The sequence below is a fragment of the Methyloversatilis sp. S146-33 genome, assembly GCF_059552495.1.
Genome location: NZ_JCANOT010000012.1, coordinates 74,200 through 99,425, shown reverse-complemented (window position 1 = coordinate 99,425; position 25,226 = coordinate 74,200). Strand labels below are relative to the sequence as shown.

The 25,226-nt window shown below is 66.6% G+C and carries 27 protein-coding genes; 8 read left to right on the top strand and 19 right to left on the bottom strand.

Annotated elements, in window-relative coordinates; translation table 11 throughout:
- Nucleotides 1-7: 7 nt before the first annotated feature.
- The 7 genes from AC51BJ_RS02130 to AC51BJ_RS02100 form a co-directional block, all read right to left on the bottom strand.
- Entirely contained in the window at nt 8-919 is a 912-nt protein-coding gene (locus AC51BJ_RS02130; protein WP_496279174.1) for a hypothetical protein, read from the bottom strand.
- 29 nt (nt 920-948) lie between these two features.
- Nucleotides 949-1,794: a DUF58 domain-containing protein gene (locus AC51BJ_RS02125; protein ID WP_496279173.1), complete on the bottom strand. Its 846-nt coding sequence runs from the start codon at nt 1,792-1,794 to the stop codon at nt 949-951.
- Nucleotides 1,791-2,813: an AAA family ATPase gene (locus AC51BJ_RS02120; protein WP_496279172.1), complete on the bottom strand. Its 1,023-nt coding sequence runs from the start codon at nt 2,811-2,813 to the stop codon at nt 1,791-1,793. The genes AC51BJ_RS02125 and AC51BJ_RS02120 overlap by 4 nt, the downstream gene beginning before the upstream one ends.
- A gap of 140 nt (nt 2,814-2,953) precedes the next feature.
- Complete coding sequence (locus AC51BJ_RS02115) at nt 2,954-3,235, bottom strand: methanol dehydrogenase (protein WP_304000921.1); 282 nt, start codon at nt 3,233-3,235, stop codon at nt 2,954-2,956.
- A gap of 77 nt (nt 3,236-3,312) precedes the next feature.
- On the bottom strand, nt 3,313-3,792 hold the full coding sequence (moxG, locus tag AC51BJ_RS02110; protein WP_425762499.1) for a cytochrome c(L), periplasmic: 480 nt from the start codon (nt 3,790-3,792) through the stop codon (nt 3,313-3,315).
- On the bottom strand, nt 3,789-4,628 hold the full coding sequence (gene moxJ, locus AC51BJ_RS02105) for a methanol oxidation system protein MoxJ (protein WP_430433351.1): 840 nt from the start codon (nt 4,626-4,628) through the stop codon (nt 3,789-3,791). The genes moxG and moxJ overlap by 4 nt, the downstream gene beginning before the upstream one ends.
- Before the next feature lie 54 nt (nt 4,629-4,682).
- Complete coding sequence (locus tag AC51BJ_RS02100) at nt 4,683-6,509, bottom strand: methanol/ethanol family PQQ-dependent dehydrogenase (RefSeq protein ID WP_020164049.1); 1,827 nt, start codon at nt 6,507-6,509, stop codon at nt 4,683-4,685.
- Nucleotides 6,510-6,799: 290 nt separating this feature from the next.
- Between AC51BJ_RS02100 and AC51BJ_RS02095 the strand changes: the two genes are divergently transcribed.
- The gene (locus tag AC51BJ_RS02095; protein WP_496279171.1) at nt 6,800-8,161 is read left to right on the top strand and encodes an ATP-binding protein; all 1,362 of its coding nucleotides are present in this window, start codon (nt 6,800-6,802) and stop codon (nt 8,159-8,161) included.
- Nucleotides 8,158-8,850 carry a response regulator gene (locus AC51BJ_RS02090; RefSeq protein ID WP_430433354.1) on the top strand — a complete coding sequence of 231 codons (693 nt, stop codon included), beginning with the start codon at nt 8,158-8,160 and terminating at the stop codon, nt 8,848-8,850. The genes AC51BJ_RS02095 and AC51BJ_RS02090 overlap by 4 nt, the downstream gene beginning before the upstream one ends.
- Here the strand turns inward: AC51BJ_RS02090 and zigA are convergent.
- The 3 genes from zigA to AC51BJ_RS02075 are packed head-to-tail and all read right to left on the bottom strand — an operon-like array spanning nt 8,847 to nt 11,620.
- Nucleotides 8,847-10,070 carry a zinc metallochaperone GTPase ZigA gene (zigA, locus tag AC51BJ_RS02085; protein WP_496279170.1) on the bottom strand — a complete coding sequence of 408 codons (1,224 nt, stop codon included), beginning with the start codon at nt 10,068-10,070 and terminating at the stop codon, nt 8,847-8,849. The genes AC51BJ_RS02090 and zigA overlap by 4 nt on opposite strands.
- Before the next feature lie 19 nt (nt 10,071-10,089).
- Nucleotides 10,090-10,731, bottom strand: coding sequence for a DUF1826 domain-containing protein (locus AC51BJ_RS02080; RefSeq protein ID WP_496279169.1), 642 nt, complete (start codon nt 10,729-10,731; stop codon nt 10,090-10,092).
- Nucleotides 10,732-10,768: 37 nt separating this feature from the next.
- Nucleotides 10,769-11,620, bottom strand: coding sequence for an all3515 family Zur-repressed PEP-CTERM protein (locus AC51BJ_RS02075; protein WP_496279168.1), 852 nt, complete (start codon nt 11,618-11,620; stop codon nt 10,769-10,771).
- Between the two features lie 105 nt (nt 11,621-11,725).
- Between AC51BJ_RS02075 and AC51BJ_RS02070 the strand changes: the two genes are divergently transcribed.
- Entirely contained in the window at nt 11,726-12,580 is an 855-nt protein-coding gene (locus tag AC51BJ_RS02070; RefSeq protein WP_496279167.1) for a PEP-CTERM sorting domain-containing protein, read from the top strand.
- On the opposite strand, the gene AC51BJ_RS02065 is transcribed toward AC51BJ_RS02070, so the two are convergent.
- Nucleotides 12,570-14,681 (bottom strand): TonB-dependent receptor, encoded by a 2,112-nt coding sequence (locus AC51BJ_RS02065; protein WP_496279166.1) that lies wholly within the window; start codon nt 14,679-14,681, stop codon nt 12,570-12,572. The two genes, AC51BJ_RS02070 and AC51BJ_RS02065, sit on opposite strands and share 11 nt — an antisense overlap.
- 128 nt (nt 14,682-14,809) lie before the next feature.
- Between AC51BJ_RS02065 and AC51BJ_RS02060 the strand changes: the two genes are divergently transcribed.
- Entirely contained in the window at nt 14,810-15,529 is a 720-nt protein-coding gene (locus AC51BJ_RS02060; protein ID WP_496279165.1) for a PEPxxWA-CTERM sorting domain-containing protein, read from the top strand.
- Here AC51BJ_RS02060 and AC51BJ_RS02055 read toward each other — a convergent pair.
- Genes AC51BJ_RS02055 through AC51BJ_RS02040 form a run of 4 tightly spaced genes read right to left on the bottom strand, consistent with a single transcriptional unit; the run spans nt 15,517 to nt 18,440 of the window.
- Nucleotides 15,517-15,954, bottom strand: a complete 438-nt coding sequence (locus tag AC51BJ_RS02055) for a Fur family transcriptional regulator (protein WP_496279164.1) — start codon at nt 15,952-15,954, stop codon at nt 15,517-15,519. The genes AC51BJ_RS02060 and AC51BJ_RS02055 overlap by 13 nt on opposite strands.
- 8 nt (nt 15,955-15,962) lie before the next feature.
- Nucleotides 15,963-16,652, bottom strand: a complete 690-nt coding sequence (locus tag AC51BJ_RS02050; RefSeq protein WP_430433362.1) for a histidinol-phosphatase — start codon at nt 16,650-16,652, stop codon at nt 15,963-15,965.
- Between the two features lie 13 nt (nt 16,653-16,665).
- The gene (gene hda / locus AC51BJ_RS02045; protein ID WP_496279163.1) at nt 16,666-17,358 is read right to left on the bottom strand and encodes a DnaA regulatory inactivator Hda; all 693 of its coding nucleotides are present in this window, start codon (nt 17,356-17,358) and stop codon (nt 16,666-16,668) included.
- Complete coding sequence (locus AC51BJ_RS02040; RefSeq protein ID WP_019918912.1) at nt 17,355-18,440, bottom strand: AI-2E family transporter; 1,086 nt, start codon at nt 18,438-18,440, stop codon at nt 17,355-17,357. Before AC51BJ_RS02040 ends, hda begins: the two co-directional genes overlap by 4 nt.
- A gap of 143 nt (nt 18,441-18,583) precedes the next feature.
- Here AC51BJ_RS02040 and purM point away from each other — a divergent pair, with 143 nt between their 5' ends.
- Complete coding sequence (gene purM, locus AC51BJ_RS02035; RefSeq protein WP_496279162.1) at nt 18,584-19,639, top strand: phosphoribosylformylglycinamidine cyclo-ligase; 1,056 nt, start codon at nt 18,584-18,586, stop codon at nt 19,637-19,639.
- Between the two features lie 124 nt (nt 19,640-19,763).
- Here the strand turns inward: purM and rpmG are convergent, their stop codons facing one another.
- From rpmG to radC, 3 genes are all read right to left on the bottom strand, one after another.
- Nucleotides 19,764-19,931, bottom strand: a complete 168-nt coding sequence (rpmG, locus tag AC51BJ_RS02030) for a 50S ribosomal protein L33 (protein WP_019918910.1) — start codon at nt 19,929-19,931, stop codon at nt 19,764-19,766.
- A 65-nt stretch (nt 19,932-19,996) separates the two neighbouring features.
- Nucleotides 19,997-20,233 carry a 50S ribosomal protein L28 gene (rpmB, locus tag AC51BJ_RS02025; protein ID WP_024300540.1) on the bottom strand — a complete coding sequence of 79 codons (237 nt, stop codon included), beginning with the start codon at nt 20,231-20,233 and terminating at the stop codon, nt 19,997-19,999.
- A gap of 66 nt (nt 20,234-20,299) precedes the next feature.
- On the bottom strand, nt 20,300-20,977 hold the full coding sequence (gene radC, locus AC51BJ_RS02020; protein WP_496279161.1) for a RadC family protein: 678 nt from the start codon (nt 20,975-20,977) through the stop codon (nt 20,300-20,302).
- A gap of 45 nt (nt 20,978-21,022) precedes the next feature.
- Here radC and coaBC point away from each other — a divergent pair, with 45 nt between their 5' ends.
- From coaBC to AC51BJ_RS02005, 3 genes are all read left to right on the top strand, one after another.
- On the top strand, nt 21,023-22,225 hold the full coding sequence (gene coaBC / locus AC51BJ_RS02015; protein WP_496279160.1) for a bifunctional phosphopantothenoylcysteine decarboxylase/phosphopantothenate--cysteine ligase CoaBC: 1,203 nt from the start codon (nt 21,023-21,025) through the stop codon (nt 22,223-22,225).
- A gap of 2 nt (nt 22,226-22,227) precedes the next feature.
- Nucleotides 22,228-22,677, top strand: a complete 450-nt coding sequence (gene dut, locus AC51BJ_RS02010) for a dUTP diphosphatase (RefSeq protein ID WP_496279159.1) — start codon at nt 22,228-22,230, stop codon at nt 22,675-22,677.
- A gap of 181 nt (nt 22,678-22,858) precedes the next feature.
- Nucleotides 22,859-23,239: a c-type cytochrome gene (locus AC51BJ_RS02005; RefSeq protein ID WP_304000938.1), complete on the top strand. Its 381-nt coding sequence runs from the start codon at nt 22,859-22,861 to the stop codon at nt 23,237-23,239.
- A 171-nt stretch (nt 23,240-23,410) separates the two neighbouring features.
- Here the strand turns inward: AC51BJ_RS02005 and aceB are convergent, their stop codons facing one another.
- Entirely contained in the window at nt 23,411-25,033 is a 1,623-nt protein-coding gene (gene aceB, locus AC51BJ_RS02000; RefSeq protein ID WP_496279158.1) for a malate synthase A, read from the bottom strand.
- Between the last annotated feature and the right edge of the window lie 193 nt (nt 25,034-25,226).

Sequence of the window (25,226 nt, the reverse complement as noted above, 5' to 3'; positions counted from 1 at the left end):
GTCGCGCTCAAGCGGCTTCGACGACGACGGATGGGCTGACCGGACGCCGCCGCGCGCCGAGCCGCTCGCGGTCGCGCAGTGCCGCCAGCAGCGGCAGCAGCGCGTCGGGCTGCGTGTAGCGCGGGTCGGGCGGCAGCCCGTAGAAGCAGGCACGCGAGGCGGCGAAGGCCGCTTCCAGCGCCGAAGCCTGATCGGCGAAGGCCGGGTGGGCGGCGATGAAGTCCGGCAGCGTGGAGGCGAACACGGTCTGCCCGGCACTTTCGTTGCACGCATGGTGCAGCGCGCGGAAGGCCTGTTCGAGCGCTTCCGCGTCATCGCGGCCGCGCAGCGCGCGCACGCTGCGCCAGGCGCGGGCGAACGGACGCGCGCGCTGCGTGCCCAGCCGTCCGGCCACCCACAGCGCGGCCAGCAGCAGCGCCGCTGCGGCGCCGGCCCAGCCCAGCGCACGCGCGAGCGGTGCGCTGCTGTCGAAGGCGGTGGCGCGGTAGCCCGGATGCACGCTGCTGACAATGTCCTTCTTCGACGCCCAGTGCAGCAGCGGCGCCGTGCTCAGATCGAAGGCGGGCACCTTGATCTCGGCCACCGCGTTGTCCTTGCGGAAACGCAGCACGGTGGGAGACAGGCGCAGCGTCTGCGGCGCGCGCACGCTCTTCATCAGCTGCCATTCCAGCGTGTAGAGGCGGCAGTCTGGGCAGCGCCCCGGCGCGTCGACGGCGGTGAGGCTGCGCAGTTCGAACTGGCGGTCGCCCTGGCCCGGCTCCGGCAGGCCGTCGCGGTCGGGTGCCCAGCCGGGCGGCACGCTCAGCGTCAGTGCGACCGGCAGCGTGTCGCCGATGCGGTAGCCGAAGTTGCGCGGCCACTCGATCTGCTTCAGCGTGACCGTCGCCATCGCCGGTACGGTGAACAGGCAGAGCAGCAAGGAAAGAAGTGCAGGGACGGAGGACCGTTTCATGACTGCAGGAAGTAGCGGTTGAACTGCACCGGATCGATGCGATCGTCGATGAACAGCGGCGGGCGTCCGTGGCGCAGCGCGATGTGGCGCAGCCGTTCGCGCCGCGCCGCCTGCGCCTCGACGAAGGCGCGGGCGAGGGCCGGGCGCTGCAGCAGCAGACGCTCGGCGCCGCTTTCCAGGTCGCGCAGGCGGGCGATGCCCCAGCGCGAAGAAGCGTGCTGTTCGCGGCTGTCGCCGAGTACCACGGTGACCACGTCGTGGCGGGCGAGGCTGCCGAGCACGCGGTTCAGGCGCTCGTCCGGCATGTGGCCGTCGGTGAGCAGGAATACCAGCGAGCGCCGGCGCGGCAGCAGCGGGGCGGCTTTGAGCAGTGCGCTGTTGTCGTCGCCATCCGGTACGTGTGCGCGCAGCCGGGCGAGCGCGGCGCGCGCACCGGCCGCGCTGCGGCAGGGCGGCAGCGTCAGTTCCGCACGGATGCGGTGGTCGCAGGCGATCAGTGCGAACGGATCGCCGATGCGCCAGGCGGCGTGCGCAATCGCCTCGGCGAGTTCGGCGGCGAGCGCATGCCGGTGCGTCGCGCCGCGGTAGTCCATCGAGCGCGACACGTCGACCAGCACCACCACCGGCACCACGGCCTGTTGCCGGAACAGCCGCACCCACACGCGCTCCGACGGGTCGCGCAGCGTCGCCCGCAGGTCGAGCCGGCGCGCGTCGCGGTTGCCGGACAGCGGCACGCTGCGTTCGAAGTCGTGCCCCGGGCCGGACAGCATGCCGCGGTGCGCGCCCGGCGTGACCGCGCGACTGCGCCAGCGCAGCGCGTAGGCGAGCGCGGACGCTGTCATGGCGAGGCGACCTGGCGCAGCACCTCGGTGACGAAGGGGCGGGCGTACAGCGGGCGCTGCGTCTCGTACACCGGGTTCAGGCAGAGGCGGTGCGCGATGGCCTCGAAAAACACCGCGTGCAGGTCTTCCGGTACCAGGCGGTCGCGGCCTTCGAGCCAGGCGTGCACGCGGGCGGCGCGCGCCAGCATGGCGACGCCACGCGGGCTGGCGCCGGACAGGATGAACTGGTCGATGTCGACGTCGGACAGCTGCACGCCGTAAAGCGCGGGCTGGCGCGTTGCCAGCCAGAGGTCGACGCCGTAGTCGTCGAGCGCCGGGCTGGACTGCACGGTGTCCTGGATGGACTGTGCGACGTCGTTCAGTCGCGTGTGGTCCAGCATGCCGGGTTCGACGCTGGAGATCAGCGCGTCGGCGTCGTGGAAGCGGGTGTCGAACATCAGGCCGCGCAGCTGGTCGCGCGCGTCCGGCGCTTCGACCGACACTTCGAGCAGGAAGCGGTCGCGGGCGGCGGAGGGCAGCTCGAAGGTTTCTTCGCGTTCGACCCGGTTGCGGTCGGCGAATACCTGCATCCAGGGCAGCGTGTATTCGCGGTTGAAGGCACTCACCGTGCGTTCGGCCATCAGGCGCAGCAGCAGCGCATGCACCTGCGGGCGGGCGCGGTTGATCTCGTTGAAGAAGAACACCGCCAGTTCGCTGCCCTGCGCGATCAGCGGGCCCGGCTCGACGCGCGGGCGGCCGTCGTCGCCGACGTAGGTGTGATAGACGAGGTCGCCGGGCATCAGGTCCACGGTGCCTTCGATGCGCTGGTAGGCGCCGCCGATGCCGCGCGCCACCGCCTTCAGCAGCGTGGTCTTGCCGACGCCGACATCGCCTTCGAGCAGCACGTGGCCGCGGGCGAACACGGCGATGGTCATCAGTCGCACGGTGCGCGGCATACCGACCAGCACCGCGTTGAGCTGGCGCTCGAAGTCGAGCGCACGGACCCGCCATGCCGACAGGTCAACAGGTTCGGAGTGCATCCGGGATTCCAGATCGGGTTGGCCGCGAAGGCGCGGCTGGGAAGGCGTGACGGACGGCGCGCAGCACGCCGCGTTCCGCGTGGCCTTCGGGAACCCGGCCGGACGAGAGGGGAGCTCGTCCGGCCGGGAAGACGCGACGATCAGTTGACGTCGTACTTGAAGGTGCCGGTGGCGTTGAGCTGCTCGACGCGCTTGGCATTGCGCGCCTCCATCTGCTTGATGGAGTCGCCCTGCTTGGACAGTTCCTTGGCGTCGTGCTTCGGGTCGTACTTGGAGCCGGCGACCTTGGCCGGATAGCCCGGCTTCGGCTCCCAGCAGTCGCCGGCCGCCTTGCACTTGGTGCCGTCGTAGGCGTGGGCGCCGCCGGCCAGCAGCAGGAGTGCGGAAGTGGCTGCAAGACGGGCTGCGGTGCGGATCTTCATTGTCATTCCTCCGTGGTTGTGATGTGGGTGCTGCACGTGACGACCCGGACGGGGCCGGGCCGAAAACTTCGCCTTCCTCAGTTCGCCTGCTTCCACAGCGCCTTGGCCGGGTCGCCCTTGTAGACCGAGCGGATCCAGCTCATGATCACCAGGATTTCGTCCTGCGACAGGTGCCCGCTCTGCGGCCCCATCATTCCCTGCAGACCGCCGTAGATGCTGGAGAACAGGCCGGCGTCGGTGGCATTCGCCGGGTAGGTCCAGTAGTCGTCGGCCAGGCCGGGGCCGAGCTTGCCCTCGGCGTGGTGGCCGTGACAGCCCGAGCAGGCGGTCGAGTACAGCGACTCGCCTTCGGCGATCTTGGCGGCGTCGGTGTTGTAGGGGTTGATGCCCGTCTGTTTGAAGGACTTCACTGCGGGACTTTCCTCCTTGCCGGAGAAGTCGAGCGGCGAACCTTCGATGATGTTGTAGAAGCGCGGCGGGCTGCCGGCGGCGATCGCCGTGGCGATGGCGCCACCCATCAGGGTTGCCGCGACCAGTTTGCTGACTTGAAACTTCATCCCTTGCTGTCCTTGTTTCCTTCGGCCACCGGGTGCGGCGGCAGAATCTGTATGCCTTCGGCGCGCAATACGCCCTCGATGTCGTCGCGACTGCGCGCGAGCGCGGCTTCGATGCGGGCCAGCAGTGCGCGGTCGTCCTTGCGCACGGCGATGGCGGTGTCGAAGTGGAAATGCACCGGTTCGCCATTCGACTTCGTGGCCTGTGCCGGTACCTGAGTGACCTTCAGCGGCGTCGCTGCGCTCTTGATGTAGCGGGCGACCGACGGTGCCCAGGCCACGGCGACGTCGATCTCGCCGGCAGCGAGGTCGCGGATCAGCTTTTCGCTGTCGTAGCGCACGTAGCGGTTGCGCGGTGCCTTGTTGCCGCCGAGCGACATCATGTAGCGGAAGCTGTCGGCATAGCGGCCGAGCTGCACCAGCATCACTTCAGCCGGCGTTCCGGGTATGACACCGATGTGCGCGGTCTGCAGCGCCGGGCTGTCCCAGCCGGTCACCTCCTGGCCGAAATCGGCGCGGGTGACGAACACATAGCTCGAACGGTAGTAGGCGCGGGTCGTGGCGACGCGGGGATCGCCCGCATCGACGCCGAGCATGACGTCGCACTTGCCCTTGTCGAGCAGGTCGCGCACCACGTAGCGCGGGTCGCTGAAGCCGACGCGCTCCAGCTTCATGTCCATGGCCGCCGCCAGCTTTTCGGCGATGCGGTCCTCGAATCCTTCGCCCCGCTCGTTGGCGTAGGGCATTTCGTTGTCGGCCGCGCACACCTTGAGCGTGCCGGCGGCGTGCGCGACGCCGCCGAGCGCGCACAGCAGCGCTGCAATGAGGGTCTGTTTCATCGTGGATCTCCTGCCTGAAACGGGCATGGCGCGTGGCGCCATGCCCGGTACGTCTTACAGCGAGAACACCATCACGCCGCCGCCCATCTTGGTGTACTGCTGGAGCTCCTTGAAGGCGCCCACTGCACCGAGACCTGCGGTCGGGTCGGTCAGGTCGAACACGAGGCCGACGCCGGGCCAGCCGCCCACACCGTAGTAGATGGCGACGTACTGCTTGCCCTTGTGCTCATAGGTGACCGGGTGGCCGATGACGCCGGACGGGAGCTTGAATTCCCACAGCGTCTTGCCGTTGTCGGCGTCGACCGCCTTGATCATGCCGTCCAGCGTGCCGTAGAAGACGAGGTCACCCGCGGTGCTCGTGGTGCCGCCCCAGACCGAGAACTTCTCGTCCTTGACCCACTTGAACTTCGACGTCTTGACGTCGTAGGCCTTGACCTGACCCATGTTGCCGTTGTTGCCCGGGGTGGCGTACATGTTCAGCGTGGCGCCGACGAAGAACTGACCTGCGCGGTAGGGCAGCATGAACGGCTCCCAGTCCATGCAGATCATGTTGGTGCCGAGCATGACCAGTTCGCGCTTCTTGTCGATCGAGTCGTGGCCCTGGTTGTGGTAGCCCATGGCGGACGGGCAGATGCCCTTGGCCAGGTGGTCCATGCGGGTCGAGTACTCGGGGTCGCGGATGGGCACGCCCTTCTTCATGTCGTAGCCCTTGAACACGTTCACCGACGGATCGATCTTGTCGGCGCGAACGAGGTTGCCGTTCTCGCGGTTCAGGGTGTAGACGATGCCGTTACGGTCCGGGTGGGTCAGCAGCTTCTGCTTCTTGCCGTCGACCACCTGGTCGGACAGGCCGATCCAGTTCACGCCGGCGTAGTCCCACTCGTCATGCGGCGTCTTCTGGAAGGCGAACTTGGCCTTGCCGGTCTTCACGTCGCGACCCCAGATGGCCATCGTCCACTTGTTGTCGCCCGGGCGCATGGTTTCGTTCCACGGTGCCGGGTTGCCCGAGCCGTAGTACATCAGCTTCAGTTCCGGGTCGTAGGCGTACCAGCCCCAGTTGGTGCCGCCGCCGATCTTCCATGCGTCGCCTTCCCAGGTCGAGGTGCCGAGGCCCTTCTGACCGTAGTGCGGGTTCGCCATGTTGAAGTCGTCAGCCAGCAGGATGTCCTCGTCCGGGCCGGTGGCGTAGGCGCGCCAGACCTGCTTGCCGTCCTTGATGCGGTAGGCGGTGACGTAGCCGCGCACACCCAGTTCCGCACCCGACGAACCGACGATGACCATGTCCTCGACCACCATCGGTGCCTGCGTCAGCGTGGAGCCGACCTTCGGGTCGGAGTTCTCCATCTTCCACAGTTCCTTGCCGGTCTTGGCGTCCAGCGCGACGATGTGGCCGTCGAGCTGGGTCTTGAAGATCTTGCCGTCACCGTAGGCCAGACCGCGGTTCACGACGTCGCAGCAGGCGACCGCGCGCACCGAGGCGTCCTGCTTGGGCTTGTGTTCCCACAGGATCTTGTTCGGGTTGTCGAGATCGATCGCGTAGGTGATGTTCGGGAACGGCGTGTGGATGTACATGATGCCGTTCACCACCAGCGGACCGCCTTCGTGGCCGTGCAGCACGCCGGTCGAGAAGGTCCACGCGGCCTTCAGGTTCTTCACGTTGCTGCGGTTGATCTGCTTCAGGCCGCTGTAATGGCTGTGGTCGTAGTCCTTGCCCTGCATGACCCACTGGCGGTCGTCCTGCGACAGCTTGATCAGCTCGGCATTGGCGAGCGCGGCACCCGATGCGGACGCCAGCGCGAAACCGGCGATCGCGGTGGCGACGGCGCGGCTCAGACGTTTCTTGTGCAGACCGGTCCGGCCGGTTGCTCTTTTCAGTGACATAGCGGTTTTCTCCTCCTTGGGTGGGGCGCGTGGGGATACGCGCATTCGCTTTCATGCGATCCGGGAGCCGGACCAGAACAGACCTGTGGGCCCGGAGATCGCAACCGCGGACGCTGTCGTCGACAGTCGGCCAGCGCTGCGGTCGAGCGAACTATAGGAATGTGCAGTGCAGCGATTGCGGTGCGCGGCGCATTGCAACGAGGGGATTTTGTCCCTCGGCTCCGGCGCTACCATCGTCGGCTCCGGCACCCCTGAAGCCGGACGTCCCGCCGCACTTCCATCCCTGCCGAATGACACTGAAGAACCGCCTGCTGCTGATCGTGCTTGTGCTCATGTGCCTGCTGCTGCTCACGCACGGCTTCCTGCACTACAAGGCCTGGCGCAGCGACTCGGTCGAGGAGATCGAGTCGGGTACGCGGCTGGTGTTGCTGCTGCTGCCGGAGGACATGCCGCTGAACGCCGGCGACGGCCGCTCGCCCATGCTCGACTCGCTGCTCGAACGCGTGCAGCGCATGAAGGACATCCGCCACGTGCGCATCGACGTGCTCGATCTCGCCGGTCGCGTGCTCGCGTCGTCCGACACCCGAGGTGCCAGTGGATGGCCGGCGCCGGACGAAGCGCCGGTGCAGGCGGACGGCACAGTGCGCATGAAGCCGTGGCGCCTGAATGGCGAGATCGCCGGCTTCTATCGCGTGTCGCCGATGCCGTCCGACGAAATGCGCGAGAAGTGGGAAGGCTTCAAGCGACTGAGCTATCTGACGGTGGCCTACAGCGTGCTGCTCGGCCTGCTGCTGTACTGGGCCATCTGCCGCGCGCTGGAACCGGTGCACGCGCTGCGCACCGCGCTGCGCGACATCGAATCGGGCCGCCTCGACGCGCGCCTGCCGGCCTTCCGCCTGCCCGATCTGGCGGAACTGTCGGCCTCGTTCAACCGGATGGCCAATTCGCTGGCCGAAGTGAGCCGCGAGCGCTCGGCGCTGCTGCGCAAGATCATGGTGATGGAAGAGCAGACGCGGCGCGCCATCGCGCGCGATCTGCACGACGAAATGAGCACCTATATGGTGGCCATGCAGCCGCATGTCGCGGTGCTGTCGGCCGCCTGCCGGAACGAGCCGGCACTGGCTCGTTACCGCGGCAGCGCCGAGGCGCTGGGCGGACATCTGGCGCAGCTGCTGGGCCGCGTGCGCGTGCAGCTGGAATCGCTGCACCCGGTCGAGATCGACGCGCTCGGCCTGTACAACGCGCTGCGCCAGCTGGTCGAGCAGCGCAGCGCGCAGGCGCCGCGGCCGCTCGAACTGGTGCTCAACCTCGAAGGCGAATCGGCCGACGCCGGACCGACGGTCGAGGCCAGCGCCTACCGCATCGTGCAGGAAGCGGTCACCAATGCTTTCAAGCACTCCGACTGCTCGCGCCTGCTGATCGGCGTGAGCACCGAGCAGGGCGGCGACGGCAGAGTGCTCAAGCTCGACATCTGGGACAACGGCAGCGCGCATGGCATACCGACCGGCGTCGCCGGGCTGGGCATGCTGGGCATGCGCGAACGCGCGCTCGCGCTGGGCGGCGTCTGCAGCGCCGGCCCGGCTACCGGCGGCGGCTGGCGCGTCACCGTGCGGCTGCCCTTCGCACGCAACGAACAGGAGATCACCGCATGAACAACCGACAGACCCGCATCCTTCTGGTCGACGACCACGCCGTCGTGCGCACCGGTTACCGCGCGCTGCTGGAGATGAACGAGGCGCTGCTGGTGGCGGCCGAGGCGGGTACCGCCGACGAGGCCTATGCCGCTTATCGCAAGCACGCGCCCGACGTGGTGGTGATGGACATCATGCTGCCCGGCTCCAGCGGCATCGAAGCCACGCGGCGCATCGTCGCCTTCGACGAACAGGCCAAGGTGCTCATGTTCACGATGTGCTCGCATCCGACCGTGGTGCAGCAGGCGCTGGACGCCGGCGCGCTCGGTGTGCTGACCAAGGACAGCCCGGCCGAGCAGCTGGTCGACGCGGTGCAGTCGGTGGCGCGCGGCAAGCGCGTGCTGAGCCGGCAGGTGGCGGAAAGCGTGGCCTTCTCGCACTACCTGCCGGAATCCAAGCTGTTCGGTTACCTGACGCCGCGCGAATTCGAAATGTGCCGCCTGCTGGTGTCCGGCCACTCGATCGACGCCATCGCCGAACAGCTCAACCTGAGCCCGAAGACGGTGGCCAACAAGCTGAGCACCGCGCGACGCAAGCTCGACGTCAGCTCCGACATCGAACTGGTGAAACTCGCCTCCGAGGTCGGCCTGGTGCCCTGGGTGACCGAACGGCGCCTGGGCCTGGCGGAGACCCCGCCTACGCCGCGCTAGGCGCCTTGCTCCGGCTCGTCGTCGGCCGCAGCGAGCGACCACGGATCGAAAGGATCCGGCAGGTCGCGCCAGGCGGACGAGCCGGCGGCCATTTCGGCGTCGGTCAGCAGACAGGCGTCGAGTTGCTGGCGTATCCACGCCTCGTCCATGTCCATACCGATGAATACCAGTTCCTGCCGGCGGTCGCCGAAGGGCGCCAGCCAGCGCGCTTCGATCTGCTTCAGGTAGTCGAGGTCGGTTGGCCAGTCGGCGCGATCCACCGCCGCCCACCACAGACCGGCCGGGCGGTTGCGGCAGATGCCGCCGGCCTGCGCCCATTCGCCGGCGAAGTCCATGCGGCTGGCCAGCCAGAAGAAACCCTTGCTGCGGATGACGCCGGGCCATTCGTCGTGGATCAGGTTCCAGAAGCGCTGCGGATGGAAGGGCCGGCGCTCGCTCCACGAAAAGCTGCGGATGCCGTAGGTATCGGATTCGGGCACGTGGGTGCCGCGCATTTCCTGCAGCCAGCCCGGCGCTTCGGCCGCGGCGTCGAAGTCGAAGCGGCCGGTGTCGAGGATGCGGTCCAGCGGCACGCGGCCTTCACGGGCCTCGACGACGTCGGCGCGTGGATTCAATGCGCGCAGGATGGCGTGCAGTCGCTCGCGTTCGGCATCGCTCACCAGGTCGCATTTGTTCAGCACGATCACGTCGGCGAACTCGACCTGGTCGGCCAGCAGGTCGACCACGGTGCGGTTGTCTTCGTCGCCGAGCGACTCACCGCGTGCGGCGATCATGTCCTGGCTCGAATAGTCGCGCAGGAAGTTGTACGCATCGACCACGGTCACCATGGTGTCCAGCCGTGACACCGATGACAGGCTGCTGCCGTCCTCGTCTTCGAAGGTGAAGGTTTCGGCGACCGGCAGCGGTGCGGAAATGCCGGTCGATTCGATCAGCAGATAGTCGAAGCGGCCTTCGCGCGCCAGTCTCGATACTTCGATCAGCAGGTCTTCGCGCAGCGTGCAGCAGATGCAGCCGTTCGACATTTCGACCATGCGGGTGTCGGTGCGCGACAGCTGTGCGCCATGCGCCACCAGCTGGGCATCGATGTTCACCTCCGACATGTCGTTGACGATGACCGCGACGCGGCGGCCTTCGGTATTCGACAGCACATGGTTCAGCAGGGTGGTCTTGCCGGCGCCGAGAAAGCCGGACAGCACGGTGACCGGAAGTCGTTCGTTCATGGTGGTGTGGTTTCCGTATTCAGAACACCGCGTCGAAGGCGGCGACGATGCGCAGCCGGTGCGCTGCGTCGAGGTGGGGTGAGCGATGGATGACGCCGCGGCCGGCGTTGTCTGGCCACAGCTCACCCTTGAGCAGCACGATGTCGCCGGCTGCAGCGCGGCCGATGCCGCTGGCGTCGGTCATCACGTCGTCGCTGCCGAGGCGGCTGCGGTCGGCGCAGCGCTCGTCCAGCCATTCGGTGGCCGGACCGATCCAGGTACAGAGCAGGCGCAGGGCGACGCGGTCGACGTGCCAGCGCGGACACATGGCGCGGTCCAGCACTTCGATGCGCACGCCGACCCGCGTACAGCCAGTGAGGTCGGCCAGCAGTTCGGACAGACACTGCACGTCGGCATCGACGATGTCGCGCCCCGGCAGTTCGGGCAGCGTGCCGGTGGGCAGCGGGCTGCCGGCGTCGATCACCGCGTGCCGTCCGCTGCCGAGTGCGCCGCTGGCGTGGGCGGCGTCCAGGTAGCCGGTCAGGCCGGGCGGCAGCGGGCGCTGCAGACGCACCAGATTGACGGCCGGATCGAAGACCTGCGCCAGGTCGGGCAGCGTACCGGCGCCGACGGCACGGGAACAGGATGTCGCGGGGGCAGGGGGCTGAAATCGAATGTTCATGGTGCTTGCAGGCGGGGCGTGCCCGCGTGCCTCGTCCTCAGCGCGCGCGTCGCGCGGCGACCGTGCCCAGCATCAGCAGACCGCCGAGAAGCATTGCCCAGCTCGCCGGTTCAGGCACCGGCGGCGCGACCGCGAAGTCGATGTAGAAGGTGCCGCCGTCGCGCACGGCGGTATTGCTGCCCAGATTCACCAGCGAGAACTGCGCGGTGTAGGTGCCGACCGCCGCGGCCGCGTCGGTGTAGAAGGTCGGCAGGAAGTCGAAGCCGTTGCTGTCGCCGAGCAGGTAGAGATTGCCGCCGTCGAACAGATCCATGTCGCCATTGGCGGCGACCTTCAGACCCGGCGTGATGTACTCCAGCTTCAGCGCGACCTGCACGCCGTCGCGCTGCGCGTTCCAGCGGTTGGCGCTGCTCGCGTACAGCACCGCCTCGGCGCTGCCCGCGACGCCATCGGCCAGCGACTGGATGGACGACGTGCCGAGGTAGCTGTAATCGTGATGGGCGACGCCGTCGCCGAGCACGCCGCTGACCAGCTTGCCGGCGAATGCTCCGCTGCCTGCGCTCAGCGCGAGCGTGCCGGGCAGCGGTGAAATGCGTGCCGACAGTTCCGGAATGCGGTCGTTGGCGTTGCTGCCGTTGATGACCGGCGCGGCGGCGCTGCCGGTATAGCTGTAGGCGCCGATGCCGTGGAAGTGGTTGCCGTGCTCCATCAGATAGGTGAGGCGGCCGTAGTTCGGGTTGGCCAGGCCGGCATAGGTGCCGCTGGCAATCGTCGCCAGGCTGTCGATCCCGATGTAGAAGCCGATGCCTTCATCGGCGCGCAGCGGTTCGCTGGCGTGTGCAAAGCCGGACATGAGGCCGGCAACGACGAGCAGGGCGCGGACTTTCAAGATGCTCTCCTTTATTGATAATCGAATATCAAAAGATACGGGGTGTGTTCTTTTTTGTAAAGGAGATTGCATTATCATTAGAGGCTGATCATCCGGAGACCTCTCATGCGCGCGCCCATACGCTTCATGCACCTTGCTGCAGCACTGCTGTCCTTCCACGTCGGCGCGGCACAGGCCATCCACTTCGATGTCGCCATCGGGCTCGACCAGGGACCGGTGGCCGGCAGCAGGATCACGGTCGGTGCCTACGGCGACCTGCCGTTCGAGCAATTGCCGATCGATGTCCACACCGGATACATGGTGTTCCCGGGCGACTTCGGCGACTTCGAGGGCGGGCCGAAAAGTACCGACGATCCGGGTTTCCAGGCTTTCCCGGGCAGCCTGTCCGGTGCCAGCGGCGCCCGCGATTTCATCGGTTTCAAGGCGGTCGGCACGCTGTTGCAGTGGGATGCGGCCAGCGGCACATGGTCGGCCGCCGATGACGGCGTCGGCATTCGCCTGTACGGCGCGGTGCCACCGGCGGTGGCCAACGCCTATATCCAGTCGCTGATCAATCCGCGCCTGGCACCGCCGGGTGCGGCGGCGAATTTCGAGTTCTATTCGCAGGGCACGCTGTTTACCGGCGCCGGCATCGAAGGCCCCGTCGCGGCGACGATAGACGACGCGAACGCCAATGGCGGCTTCCACGCGCACCTGGACTGGTTCATAGAAGGGGCGGCACCGTCCAGCGCCTACATGGTGACGCTGCAACTGACCGACGCGACGTCGATAGGTGGCCGCGGACGCTACGTCGATTCCGACCCTTTCCACGTCTTGTTCAACTACGGCCTGAGCGCTGCGCAGTACGAAACGGCCTTTCTGTCGCGCGTCAGCCTGCCGGTGCCGGAGCCGTCGAGCTGGGCATTGATGGTGGCCGGTCTGGTGCTGACGACTTCGCTGGCGCGTCGGGTCAGAAGCTGAGACTGAGGCCGGCTTCCGCGCTGCGCCCCGGCTCCGGCGAGAAACTGCGCTGGAAGGACACCGGGTTGCGTGCTTCGGCATTGAGCAGATTGCGCGCCTTCAGGTACAGCGTCAGCGTGCGGCCGCCGTCGAGCGGACGCACGTGGTTCAGGTTGGCGCTGACCAGGGTGTAGCCGTCGCTGGCGGTTTCGTTGGCGCCTGGCCTGTCTTGCGCCGCCTGTCGCGTGACGCGCACCCGCCCCGACCACGCCCCCTTGCTTACCGCCAGCTGTGTGCCGAAGCGCAGCGGCGGCATGCGCGGTACGTCCTCGTCGAGCGTCGGCAGCCGGGCGCGCAAGGCGTCGGCGAAGACCGACCACTCGACATCGCCCAAGCGGCTGGCTGCCCACTTCAACGCCAGTTCCGCCTCGAAGCCCCGCAGCTTGGCGCGGCTCTGCGCGTACTGAACCACCTGCAGACACTCTTCCAGGCGGACGCAGGCGAAGCGGAACTGCTCTTCGGCGGTGTCGTAGAAGAAGGCCTCGCTGCGCTGGAAGATGTAGTTGCTGACGTCGTTGGCATAGACGCTGACCGCGGCGCGCAGTCGCGCATCCTCGTACAGCGCCGACAGGTCGATCGAGCGCGCGCCCTCCTTGTTCAGGCTGGGGTCGCCCAGATCGTAGGTGCGGGTGGCGAGGTGGGCGCCCAGCGAGTAGAGCTCGTGGATTTCGGGCGCGCGTTCGGCGTGTGCGGCGCTGACAGTGAAACTCAGCGCATCGGCAGCCTGCCAGCGCAGCGACGCGGAAGTGCTCTGCGCGTTGATGTGGCGCCGCGGAAAGCTCACCGCGAAGCCGCCGGCCAGTTCGCGGTCGCCGGCTTCCATGCGCGTCATTTCGCCGCGCCAGCCCAGTTCGAAGCGCAGGCTGGCGATGTCGACATGCTGCGTTGCGTAGAGCGCGGAGCTGCGCATCGAGGTCTGCGGAATGAAAGCTTCGGCGCCGAGCGCCGAGAAGTCGCGCCGCGTGTGGTGCACGCCGACCGTGCCGCCGAGGTGTTCGCCGAAGGCGTGCTCCAGTTGGATGCGCTGCTCGATCGCCTTGTTGCGGAAGGTGGTGGCGACGGCGCCCTGATCGACTTCGTCGTGTCGGTAATCGACGTGCGCGCCGGTGTAGCGCAGCGACTGCAGCCAGCCTTCGCCCAGCCACTCGGCACGGGTGTCGACGCGGCGGTTGTCCATCACGATGCGCACCCGGTCGTCGCCGCCGTGCGAGTGGCCGGGGGCGGGTGGAATGCCGTAGTCGTTCGACGCGTTATTCACGGCGGCGCCCAGCAGCGCGTTGCCGATGAACACGCTGCCGCCCAGCGTGCCGGCGGCGGCACGCGCATCGCTGTTGTACAGCCGCCCGCAGCTGTTGCGCGTGTTGATCAGGCCGAACTGCTGTTGTACGGCGTCGTCGTCGACGGCGCAGCCGGCGATGCGGGCGTCGCCGCGATCGCGGCTGCTGGCTGATGCGTGCAGTGCGAACGGGCCGCGGCCGCCGTCGAGACGCAGCGAACTGATCCGTTCCGAGGCGTTCGTGTTGTAGCCGAGGTCGACTGCGCCGCTGAGCGCCTTCTGCGGCAGGCGCGTCGGGATGCGTTCGTCAGCCACGTCGACCACGCCGCCGATGGCGCCGCCGCCGTAGCGGATGGTGGCCGGGCCGCGCAGGATGCGCACCGAATCCGCCACGGCTGTATCGGCGGTCGATGCGTGATCGGGGCTGAAGGTGGTCGCGTCGTGCGTGCCGCCGCCGTTGCTCAGTACCTTCACCCGCGCACCGCTGAGGCCACGGATGACGGGCAGGCCGACGCCGGTGCCGAAGGAGGCGTTGTGCACGGCGGCTTCGTCGCCCACGGTTTCGCCCAGCGTTGCGCCCTTGCGGTTGCGCAGCGCCTCGCCGCGCAGTGTGGACGCGCCCGCTTCGTTCGCTCCGTCCGGCGTTCGGCTGTCCTCGACGCGGATGGCGGGCAGTTCGATGGCGTCGGTGCCGTCGGCGACATCCTGCGCGATCGCGCTGCGGCAGCAGGCGGTGAGCAGGAGGATGGACAGGCTTCCGGCGATACCAGGGCGCCGGATCGCCACGGGGTGGAGACGGACGAATCGAGAGGACATGCTGCAGCGGGAGGGGCGATGATTGCTATTGCGAATAGTAACGCGTTATCGTTAACGGAGATGTCCTATCCCATTCCGTCCTCACCAAGGAGCAAGCGATGAAACATTCCGGACCCGGTTCTGCGCTGCGTGCGCTCGGCATGACCGCCTTTCTTTCAATACAGCTCGGCGTGACCGCGCAGGCCGCCGATCACGCCGGCGATATCGAGGTCGGCATGGCGGCGGGCGCACTGGTGGTGGACCCCGAAGGGCTGGCGCAGATTGCCGCCAATGGTTACCGCCTGTTCGAAGCGGATTTCCGCGACTTCAGCGGCGGCCTGTTCAAGACCGACGACCCGGGCTTCGTTGCGGAAGAGGGCGCGCTCGACGTCGGGCGGGTCGTCGGCTACCGCGGCCTGGGCGTGCTGCAGTCGTGGAACGGTTCGATGTGGACGAGCAGCGGTCCGTCGGTTTTCGTGTCGATCGAGGACGTGCTGGGTACGATCACTTCATTCGGCTACGGCGCGGTCACCGATCCGGCGGGCGCGATTGCACAGGTGTCCGGCGCCGGCGACATCCACTCGCATCTGGACTTCTCGATCGGCGGTACGGACCGCGCGCTGGCCGGCGCCTACCTGATCACGCTGCAGCTCGAAGCGAACGGCGGGCTGGCATCGTCGCCGTTCTACATCGCATTCAACAACGGGCTGGAAGAAGCGGCATTCGAAGACGCGGTCGGCGCGCTGATGGCGCCGGTTCCGGAACCCGCAACGTGGGCGATGCTGCTCGCCGGCGTCGGACTGGTGGGCGCGCTCGGCCGTCGCCGTCAGTGCGTGTGATCGTGGTCGTGCGGATGCGTGCGCCCGGCTGAGGGCGCACCGTCCGCATTTCCTTTTCCGCTGCACACGCTGCAGCGGCCGAACAGCGTCACGTCGTGCGCCTCGACCGAGAAACCGGCGGGCGCCAGTGCATTCCAGTCGGTGTGGCATTCGGCGATGTCGAACACGCGGTCGCACTGCAGGCACTTGAAGTGATGATGGTGGCCGAGGTGGGCCACCTCGTAACGCGGCGCTTCGCCCGGCAGGCTGACTTCGCGGATGCGGCCTTCTTCGAGCAGCAGCTTGATGTTGCGATACACAGTCGCGAGCCCGAGCGCTGGTGCTTCGCTGCGCGCCAGCGCGTGCAGTTCGGCCGGCGAAAGCGGCCGGCCGGCCGCTTCGATGGCGCCGAGTATCGCGGTGCGCTGACGCGTATTGCGCTCCATGTGTACGCTCAGACCTCGTCCGGTACGGCGGTGCCGGTGTGCAGATGCATGATCTGCCACCCGTGCGCACGCGCGTGCGCGTCCAGCGTCGGGTCCGGATCGACCGCCACCGGATTGGTGACCCGGCTGAGCAACGGCAGATCGTTCAACGAGTCGCTGTAGAAGGTGGTGCGGCGGAAGCTGCCGAAATACAGTCCGAGCTCTTCCAGCCAGCGTTCGACGCGCTCGATCTTGCCCTCGCGGAAAGCCGGCGTGCCGCGCGGCTTGCCGGTGAATTCGCCGTCCTGCTGCGCGGGGATGGTGGCAACCAGATGCGGCACGTCCAGCTCGCGTGCAATCGGACCGGTGATGAAGCTGTTGGTGGCGGTGACGATGGCGCACAGGGCACCGCTTTCCAGGTGACCGTTCACCAGGCCGCGTGCGCCGTCGGTGAGGCGCGGGCGGATCTGCTGCACCATGAACTCGGCATGCCATGCGTCCAGCTCGGCACGCGGGTGGCGCGACAGCGGCGCCAGCTGGAAGTCGAGGAATTCGTGGATGTCCAGCGTGCCGGCCTTGTACTGCGCGTAGAAGGTCGCGTTGCGCGCCTCGTACAGCTCGCGGTCGAGCACGCCCTTCGAGATCAGGAATTGCGCCCACTCGAAGTCCGAGTCGCCGGCGAGCAGGGTGTTGTCGAGGTCGAAAAGTACCAGTTCCATGGCAGTGTCCGTATCAGATCAGTCTGGTCTGCATGACCTCGCGCAGCAGCGGCAGTGTCACCGGGCGCTGGCGGGTCAGCGAATGTTCATCGAGCAGGTCGAGTATGCCGAGCAGGGAGCGGATGTCGCGTCGGCCGTGGCGCAGCAGGTAATCGAACACCTCCTGTTCGACCTTCATGCCGCGCGCGGCCGCGTGCGCCTGCAGCAGTTCGATGCGCTCGTCGTCGTGCAGCGGCTGGATGCAGAAGGGCAGCATCTGGCCGATGCGCGTACGCAGGTCTTCGCGCAGCGGCAGCGTGCGCGGCGCGCAATTGCCGGCGGCGACGACCGTGATGCCGCGTGCGTGCGCAAGATTGATCGCACGGAACAGCGCGCCCTGCGCCTCCGGCTCCAGCAGATGGATGTCGTCGAACAGCCAGAGTTTCGCGTGCGTGGCTTCGAGCGCGCCGATCAGGGTGTCAGGCGGCGTGAAGTTGATCTGGTCGACTTCGAGGTAGAGCCCGCGCGCCTTCGATTCGGCCGCCAGCGCACGCAACAGGTGGGTGCGGCCACTGCCGCTGTCGCCCCAGAGATACACAGACGCACCCGGCTGGTCGCCGGTCATCGAGCGCAGGTGGGCGAGCAGGTCGCGATTGCCGCCGGCCACGAAATTACTGAGGCTGGGAGCGGCGATCGGGCGGATGTCGAGCAGGAGCTGACGCATCATTCGATGATCTTGGGCGCGTCGCCCTGGTAGAAATGGCTGGCCAGATAGTGCCGTCTTACTTCACGCAGACCGACCAGCAGCGCAGCCGAAGCGGGCAGCGCGATCAGCACGCCGACGAAACCGAACAGCTGGCCGAAAGCCATCAGCGCGAAAATGACCGCCAGCGGGTGCAGGCCGATGCGTTCGCCAACCAGCCAGGGCGTGAGCAGGAAGCTTTCCAGCAACTGACCCAGGCTGTAGACGATGGCCACGCCGATGACCGGCGGCCAGCCCTGAAACTGCAGGGTGGCCACCAGCAGCGACAGCAGCAGGCCGGTCGAGAAGCCGACATAGGGAATGAAGCCGAGCAGGCCGGACAGCAGGCCCAGCGGCAATGCGTAATCGACGCCGGCGATCCAAAGCCCGACGCAGTAGAACAGCGCCAGTGCCGCCATCACCGACAGCTGGCCGCGCAGGAATTCGGCCAGCACCGCGTCGATCTCGTCGACCAGCGACAGCGTGCGGTTCAGCCATGGGCGCGGCACCAGCTTGGCAACGCGGTGGCGCAGGTCGCGCCAGTCACGCATCAGGTAGAACATGACGACCGGCGTCAGCAGCACGTTGGCGACGACGCCGACGATGACCGCGCCCTGGCTGCTCACGTATTCGAGCGCCACCATCAGGTAGTCCTGTGCGCTGCTCCAGTTCTTCGTGATGAAGCGCTTCAGGCTATCCACGTCGAGTTGCAGCGTGATGCCGAAATGCTGCTGCAGCCAGGGCACGAGCTGTTCGTGCGCCGCCGTCAGATAGGCGGGCAGGCGCGCGATCAGCGTGCGCACCTCCTGCTGGATCACCGGCACCAGGATGAGGATGAGTCCGACCACCAGACTGATCACGAACAGGATGACCAGCACCACGGCCAGCGTGCGCGGCACGCGTCGACGACTCAGCCGCTCGACCAGTGGCTCGAAGATGTAGGCCAGCACCAGGCCCAGCATGAAGGGCGACAGCGTCGGTCCGAGCAGCCACAGCAGCCCGACGATGGCCGCGCCGACGCCTGCCCACAGCAGGGTTTGTTTGCGGTTGATGCCGGGAGGGGTCATGGCGGGGTGCGGGCCGGGGTAGAATGCGCACCCTTGGGGCGGAATGCGCGAATGCGGTGCAAAAACGCCCCGCAGTTTAGCAAGATTCCGCTGCACTCCCGTTCATTCATCCTGTTTTCCCGGCGCCCGGCGCCTCATACGTCATGACTTCATCCAAGGATTCCCGCGCTCCCCTCAGTTACGCCGCTGCCGGTGTGGATATCGATGCCGGCGATGCGCTGGTCGAGCGCATCAAGCCGCTGGCCAAGCGCACGATGCGCCCGGAGGTGATCGGCGGCATCGGCGGGTTCGGCGCGCTGTTCGAGGTGTCGAAGAACTACCGCGAGCCGGTGCTGGTGTCCGGCACCGACGGTGTGGGCACCAAGCTGAAACTCGCTTTCCAGCTCGACGGTCACGACACGGTAGGCCAGGATCTGGTGGCGATGAGCGTCAATGACATTCTGGTGCAGGGCGCCGAACCGGTGTTCTTCCTCGACTACTTCGCCTGCGGCAAGCTCGACGTCGACACGGCGGCGCGCGTGGTCGGCGGCATCGCCCGCGGCTGCGAACTGGCGGGCTGTGCGCTGATCGGTGGTGAAACGGCCGAAATGCCCGGCATGTACCCGGCTGGCGAATACGACCTCGCGGGCTTTGCGGTCGGCATCGCCGAGAAAAGCCAGCTGATCACCGGCGAAACCATCGCCGAGGGCGACGTGGTGCTCGGCCTGGCCTCCAGCGGCGCGCATTCGAACGGCTACTCGCTGCTGCGCAAGATCCTCGAACGCGACGCGCCGGACCTGAATGCCGATTTTCATGGCCGCACGCTGCGCGAAACCGTGCTCGAACCGACCCGCATCTACGTGAAGCCGCTGCTGGCGCTGATGAAGGAAGCGCCCGGGCTGGTGAAGGGCATGGCCCACATCACCGGCGGCGGTCTGCTCGACAACGTGCCGCGCGTGCTGCCGGCAGGGCTGTCGGCGCACATCGACGCGTCCTCGTGGACGCTGCCGCCGCTGTTCGCCTGGCTGCGCGCGGCCGGAAACGTGGCGGCGCAGGAGATGTACCGCGTGTTCAATTGCGGCATCGGCATGGTGGTGATCGTGTCGGCCGCTGATGCCGACCGTGCGACGCAGTCGCTGAGTGCGGCTGGCGAGACCGTCTATCGCATCGGTCGCATCGAGCGCTGCGGCGAGGGCGAGGCGCAAACGGTCGTCTGCTGATCCAGAAGTGCGGAGCGCCGGACGGCGCTCCGCAAGCTGCCTGCGTTCCGAGCGGGCAATAAAAAACCCGCCATCGGCGGGTTTTTTATTGCGGCCCAGCACTACGCCAGGCGGCGAGGAAGCCTCACTTGAGTTTGGTTTCCTTGTACATCACGTGCTTGCGAGCCTTGGGATCGAACTTCATGATCTCCATCTTTTCAGGCTTGGTGCGCTTGTTCTTCGTGGTCGTGTAGAAATGACCGGTGCCGGCAGTGGATTCCAGCTTGATCTTGTCGCGTCCGCCCTTGGCCATGACGTCTTTCCTTCCTGTCTATGCCGGCTGAGCCGGATTGCATTGTTCCGGCGTGGCCGGAAATCTCAGATCTTTTCGCCGCGTGCGCGAATTTCGGCGAGCACGGTTTCGATGCCCTTCTTGTCGATCGTGCGCAGACCCTTGGTGCTGACGCGCAGGCTGACAAAACGGCCTTCGGACTCCAGCCAGAAACGGCGTTGCTGGAGATTGGGCAGGAAGCGGCGCTTGGTCTTGTTGTTAGCGTGGGAAACGTTGTTACCCACCATCGGCGACTTCCCGGTAACTTGGCAAACGCGGGACATGTTTCGAGCTCCAGAATCGGAAAAGCTCGCGATTATAGAGTACGTATCAGGTTTTGTTCAAGTTCTTCAAAGAATTCCGCGCTCGGCAAACGAGCAGGTCGCGCCGCTGCCGATGATGACATGGTCGAGTACGCGCACGTCGACCAGCGCCAGGGACTGCTTCAGCGATTGCGTCAGGAGGTCGTCCGCGCGGGACGGTTCCGCCACGCCGGACGGGTGATTGTGGGCGAGGATGACGGCCGCCGCATTGTGCGCCAGTGCCAGTTTCACAACTTCGCGCGGATACACGCTGGTCTGCGTCAGCGTGCCGCGGAACAGTTCGACCGCCTGCAGCAGCCGGTTCTGCGCATCGAGCAGCAGCACCATGAACACTTCGTGCGCCAGACCACTCAGGCGCAGCTTGAGCCAGTCGCGTACCGCCTGCGGTGAGGTCAGTGCGTCGCGCTCCTTCAATTGCTCACCCAGTGCGCGGCGTGCCAGTTCGAAGCTTGCTTTCAGCTGTACCGCCTTGGCTGTCCCCATCCCCTTGACCCGGCACAGTTCGCCGATGCTGGCGCTGGCCATGCAGGTCACGCTGTCGTCGAAATGCGCCAGCAGGTCACGCGCAAGATCGACCGCCGATTTCCCGCTGACGCCGACGCGCAGGAAGATGGCCAGCAGTTCGGCCGACGACAGCGCTTCGGCGCCCTGCAGCAGCAGTCGCTCGCGCGGCCGCTGTTCCGCGCTCCAGTCCTTGATCGCCATCGCGTTACAATCCGGTGTCGACTCGGTGCAGGATACTACATTGTCATGAACGCAAGGGCGGAACTGTCCGGGCGCACCATCGTGCTGGCCGTCACCGGCGGCGTGGCCGCCTACAAGTCGGCCGAACTGGCGCGCTTGCTGATCAAGGACGGCGCGCGCGTGCGGGTCGTGATGACGGAGGCGGCGAGTCACTTCATTGGCGCGGCTACCTACCAGGCGATCACCGGCGAGCCCGTGTGGTCGGACCTGTGGGACGCGCGCATGGCCAATGGCATGGCGCACATCGATCTCACGCGCGACGCGCAGTTGCTGCTGATCGCGCCGGCTACGGCCGATTGCATCGCGAAACTGGCGCAGGGCCGCGCGGACGACCTGCTCAGCACGCTGTGCCTGGCGCGTGACGCAGCGTGTGCGCTGATGATCGCCCCAGCGATGAACCGGCAGATGTGGGAACACCCGGCGACCGTTCGCAATATGAATACGCTGCGTGGCGATGGCGCCATTGTCGTCGGGCCGGCGGCGGGCGAGCAGGCCTGCGGTGAGGTCGGCCTCGGCCGCATGGTCGAGCCGGCCGAATTGCTCGATGCGGTGCTCGCCCATTTCACGCCGAAGGCGATGGCCGGCCGGCGTGTGCTGATCACGGCCGGACCGACGGCCGAGGCTATCGATCCGGTGCGCGTCGTCACCAATCTGAGCTCGGGGCGCATGGGCTACGCGCTGGCGTGCGCGGCGGCGAGGGCAGGCGCGGACGTGACGCTGATCAGCGGACCGACCGGGCTGGCCAAACCTTTCGGTGTCGAGCGCGTCGATGTGAGCAGCGCGCTGTCCATGCACGAGGCCGTGCTGTCACGCTACGCCGCCTGCGATGTATTCATTGCGGTCGCCGCGGTCGCGGACTACCGGCCGGCGGCACCCAGCGAGCGCAAGATAAAGAAGAGCGCCGAGACGCTGTCGATCGACATGGTGCGCAATCCGGACATCCTGGCCGACGTGGCAGCGCGCGCCGATGCACCGTTCTGCGTCGGCTTCGCGGCCGAGAGCCATGACCTCGACACCTATGCTCAAGCCAAGCGGGCGGCCAAGAAGCTGCCACTGGTCGTCGGTAATCTGGTGGCCGACGGCCTGGGTGGCGAGGACAATGCGGTCGTGCTCTACGACGCCGAAGGTCGCCATCCTCTTGCGCGAGCGCCCAAGCCGGTCATTGCGCGCGCCATCCTCGAACACATTTCCCGATTGCTGAAAGACTGAAGATGTCCACTCTCGATTACAAGATTCTCGATGAGCGGCTGCGCGAATTGCCGCCGTCCTATGCAACGCCCGGTTCCGCCGGTCTGGACCTGCGCGCCTGCATAGACACGACCACCGTGTTGCGTCCGGGCGAGACGCTGCTGGTGCCCAGCGGCATCGCAATTCATCTGGAAGATCCCGGACTGGCTGCGATGGTGCTGCCGCGCTCCGGTCTCGGCCACAAGCACGGCATCGTGCTGGGCAACCTGGTCGGGCTGATCGACTCCGACTACCAGGGGCAAATTTTTGTATCGCTGTGGAACCGTGGCGCGAGCGAATTTGTCCTCCAACCACTGGAGCGGATCGCGCAACTCGTCGTGGTGCCCGTTGTACAGGTGGCTTTGCGCGAAGTGCTTGATTTTGCTGCATCGCAACGAGGCGCTGGCGGTTTCGGATCGACGGGCGGACGCTGACAAGTTCAGGGGCAACAACCCTTTTTTTAATGGAAGTGCCGCGGTAAGCTTACGAGTTCAGGAAAGCGCCAGCCATAAGCCGACACTTATTCCCGGTCCAACGCAGGTCATGTAATCCTTTTGACCGGAAGATCGTTTTTTTCCACTGCAACACCCACCAATCAATTGAGGAGAGCTGATTGTGATTCGCAAACATCTGGCAACCGTCGTGCTGGCCGCGCTGGCTTCGACCGCGATGGCGCAGGAAGCACCGTACAAGGTTGCCGAGGGCAACAAGGTGGACGCCAAGACCCTGATGGGCTGGAAGACGTGGCGTTCGGCCGCCTGTGAGCGTTGCCATGGCGCGAACCAGGAAGGCATGGTTGGTCCTTCGCTGATCGAAGGTCTGAAGAAATACACGAAGGAAGAGTTCGTCGGCATCGTCGTCGATGGCACTCACGCAGACCGCGGCATGCCCCCGCACCCCTTCCTCAAGGGCGAGAAGATCGACAGCCTGTACGCCTACCTGAAGGGTCGCTCGGACGGCAAGATCGCCCCGGGCAAGGTCACCCCGATGGAGTAATCCCGGTCCGGACGATCGCTGGTCGTCCTGCCCGATGAGAGCCCGCCGCAGAGCGGGCTTTTTTTCGTCCGTCGTGTCGGCGGCGTCGGACGAGACGATGCGACGAAGGTCTTCCACAACGAAAAACGGCGCCCTTTTGGGGCGCCGTCCGTGATGCTGCAAGGGGTAGGCTTACTCCATGCGTTCGTAAGCCGGCAGCGTCAGAAAGTCTTCCAGTTCGGTGGCCACGCACATGTCGCCGAACAGCTTGGCGGCGGCGGCATAGGTTTCCGTGTAGGCGTCGCCCAGCAGGGCGCGGATCTTGTCCAGTTCCTGCGGGATCAGGCCGCGCACCATGTCGGCGGTCACCTTGCGGCCGTCATCCAGGATGCCCTTCGGGCTGCGGATCCACGACCACACCTGGGCGCGGCTGATTTCGGCGGTCGCCGCATCTTCCATCAGACCGTGGATAGGCACGCAACCATTGCCGTCCATCCATGCACCCAGATACTGGATGCCGACGTTGATGTTGGTGCGCAGACCGGTTTCGCTGATCGGACCTTCCGGACGGAAGTCGAGCAGATCGGCAGCGCCGTAGTTCACGTCGAGCTGCTTCTCGATCTGGTTCGGCTTGTCGCCGAGCACCGACACGAACTCTTCCATCGCTGCCTGCACCAGGCCCGGGTGAGCCACCCAGCCGCCGTCATAGCCATCATTGGCGTCGCGGCGCTTGTCCGAACGGATGCCGGCCATCGCCTTTTCGTTGGCGTCCGGATCGTTCTTGTTCGGAATCAACGCGCTCATGCCGCCGATCGCCGGTGCGCCGCGCTTGTGGCAGGTCTTGATCAGCGACAGTGCGTAAGCGCGCATGAAGGGCACGGTCATCGTGATCTTGCTGCGATCGGCCAGGCAAAAATCGCGATCGTTACGGAGCACCTTGATGCAGGAGAAGATGTAATCCCAGCGGCCCGCGTTAAGGCCCGCGCTGTGATCGCGCAGTTCGTAAAGGATTTCTTCCATCTCGAACGCGGCGTGCAGCGTTTCCACCAGCACGGTGGCCTTGATCGTGCCGCGCGGGATGCCGAGCATCTCCTGGGCGGCGACGAACACGTCGTTCCACAGGCGGGCTTCGCGGTGGCTCTGCAGCTTGGGCAGATAGAAGTAGGGGCCGGCGCCGCGAGCGAGCAGTTCCTTGGCGTTGTGATAGAAGTACAGCCAGAAGTCGAACAGACCACCGGACACGCGCTGACCGTCGACGGTCACGTGCTTTTCGTCGAGGTGCCAGCCGCGCGGGCGCACCTGCAGCACGGCAACCTTGTCGTTCAGCTTGTAGGTCTTACCCTTGTACTCGACGCTGATCGTGCCGCGCACGGCGTCACGCAGGTTGATCTGGCCTTGCACCTGGTTGTCCCAGGTCGGCGAGTTCGAATCCTCGAAATCGCTCATGTAGCTGTCGGCACCGGCGTTCAGCGCATTGATGATCATCTTGCGCTCGGTCGGGCCGGTGATTTCGATGCGGCGGCATTCCAATGCCTTCGGCAGCGGCGCGATCTTCCAGTCGCCTTCGCGCACGTGCAGCGTATCGGCCAGGAAATCGACCGGCTTGCCGGCGTCGATCTCGGCCGCGCGGGTCACCCGCGCGGCGAGCAGTTCGCGGCGACGCGGTTCGAACTGACGGTGCAGCTGGGCAAGCAGCGACAGCGCTTCGAAGGTCAGGATGGTCTGGTATTCGGCGCTGACCGGAGCGGCGATGCTCACACCGGCGGGCAGATCCATGGCCCGGTTCAGCTTGTCTGCAGATTCAGCGATAGTCATGTGCGTGCGCTCCGATAACGGTTCGAGAGCCGGTATGACGTGAGCGTTCTTGCTCCGTGCTCCGGACAGGTTGGCCGTCCCTCACACCCGATCGGCGGCGGTGGTGCCGTCGTCGGGCGGGTGTGCCGCAGCGGGCGGGTTGCGCACGGTGCGGACGGGAGGACCGGGGTCTAACGTCCGATGCATCAGACCA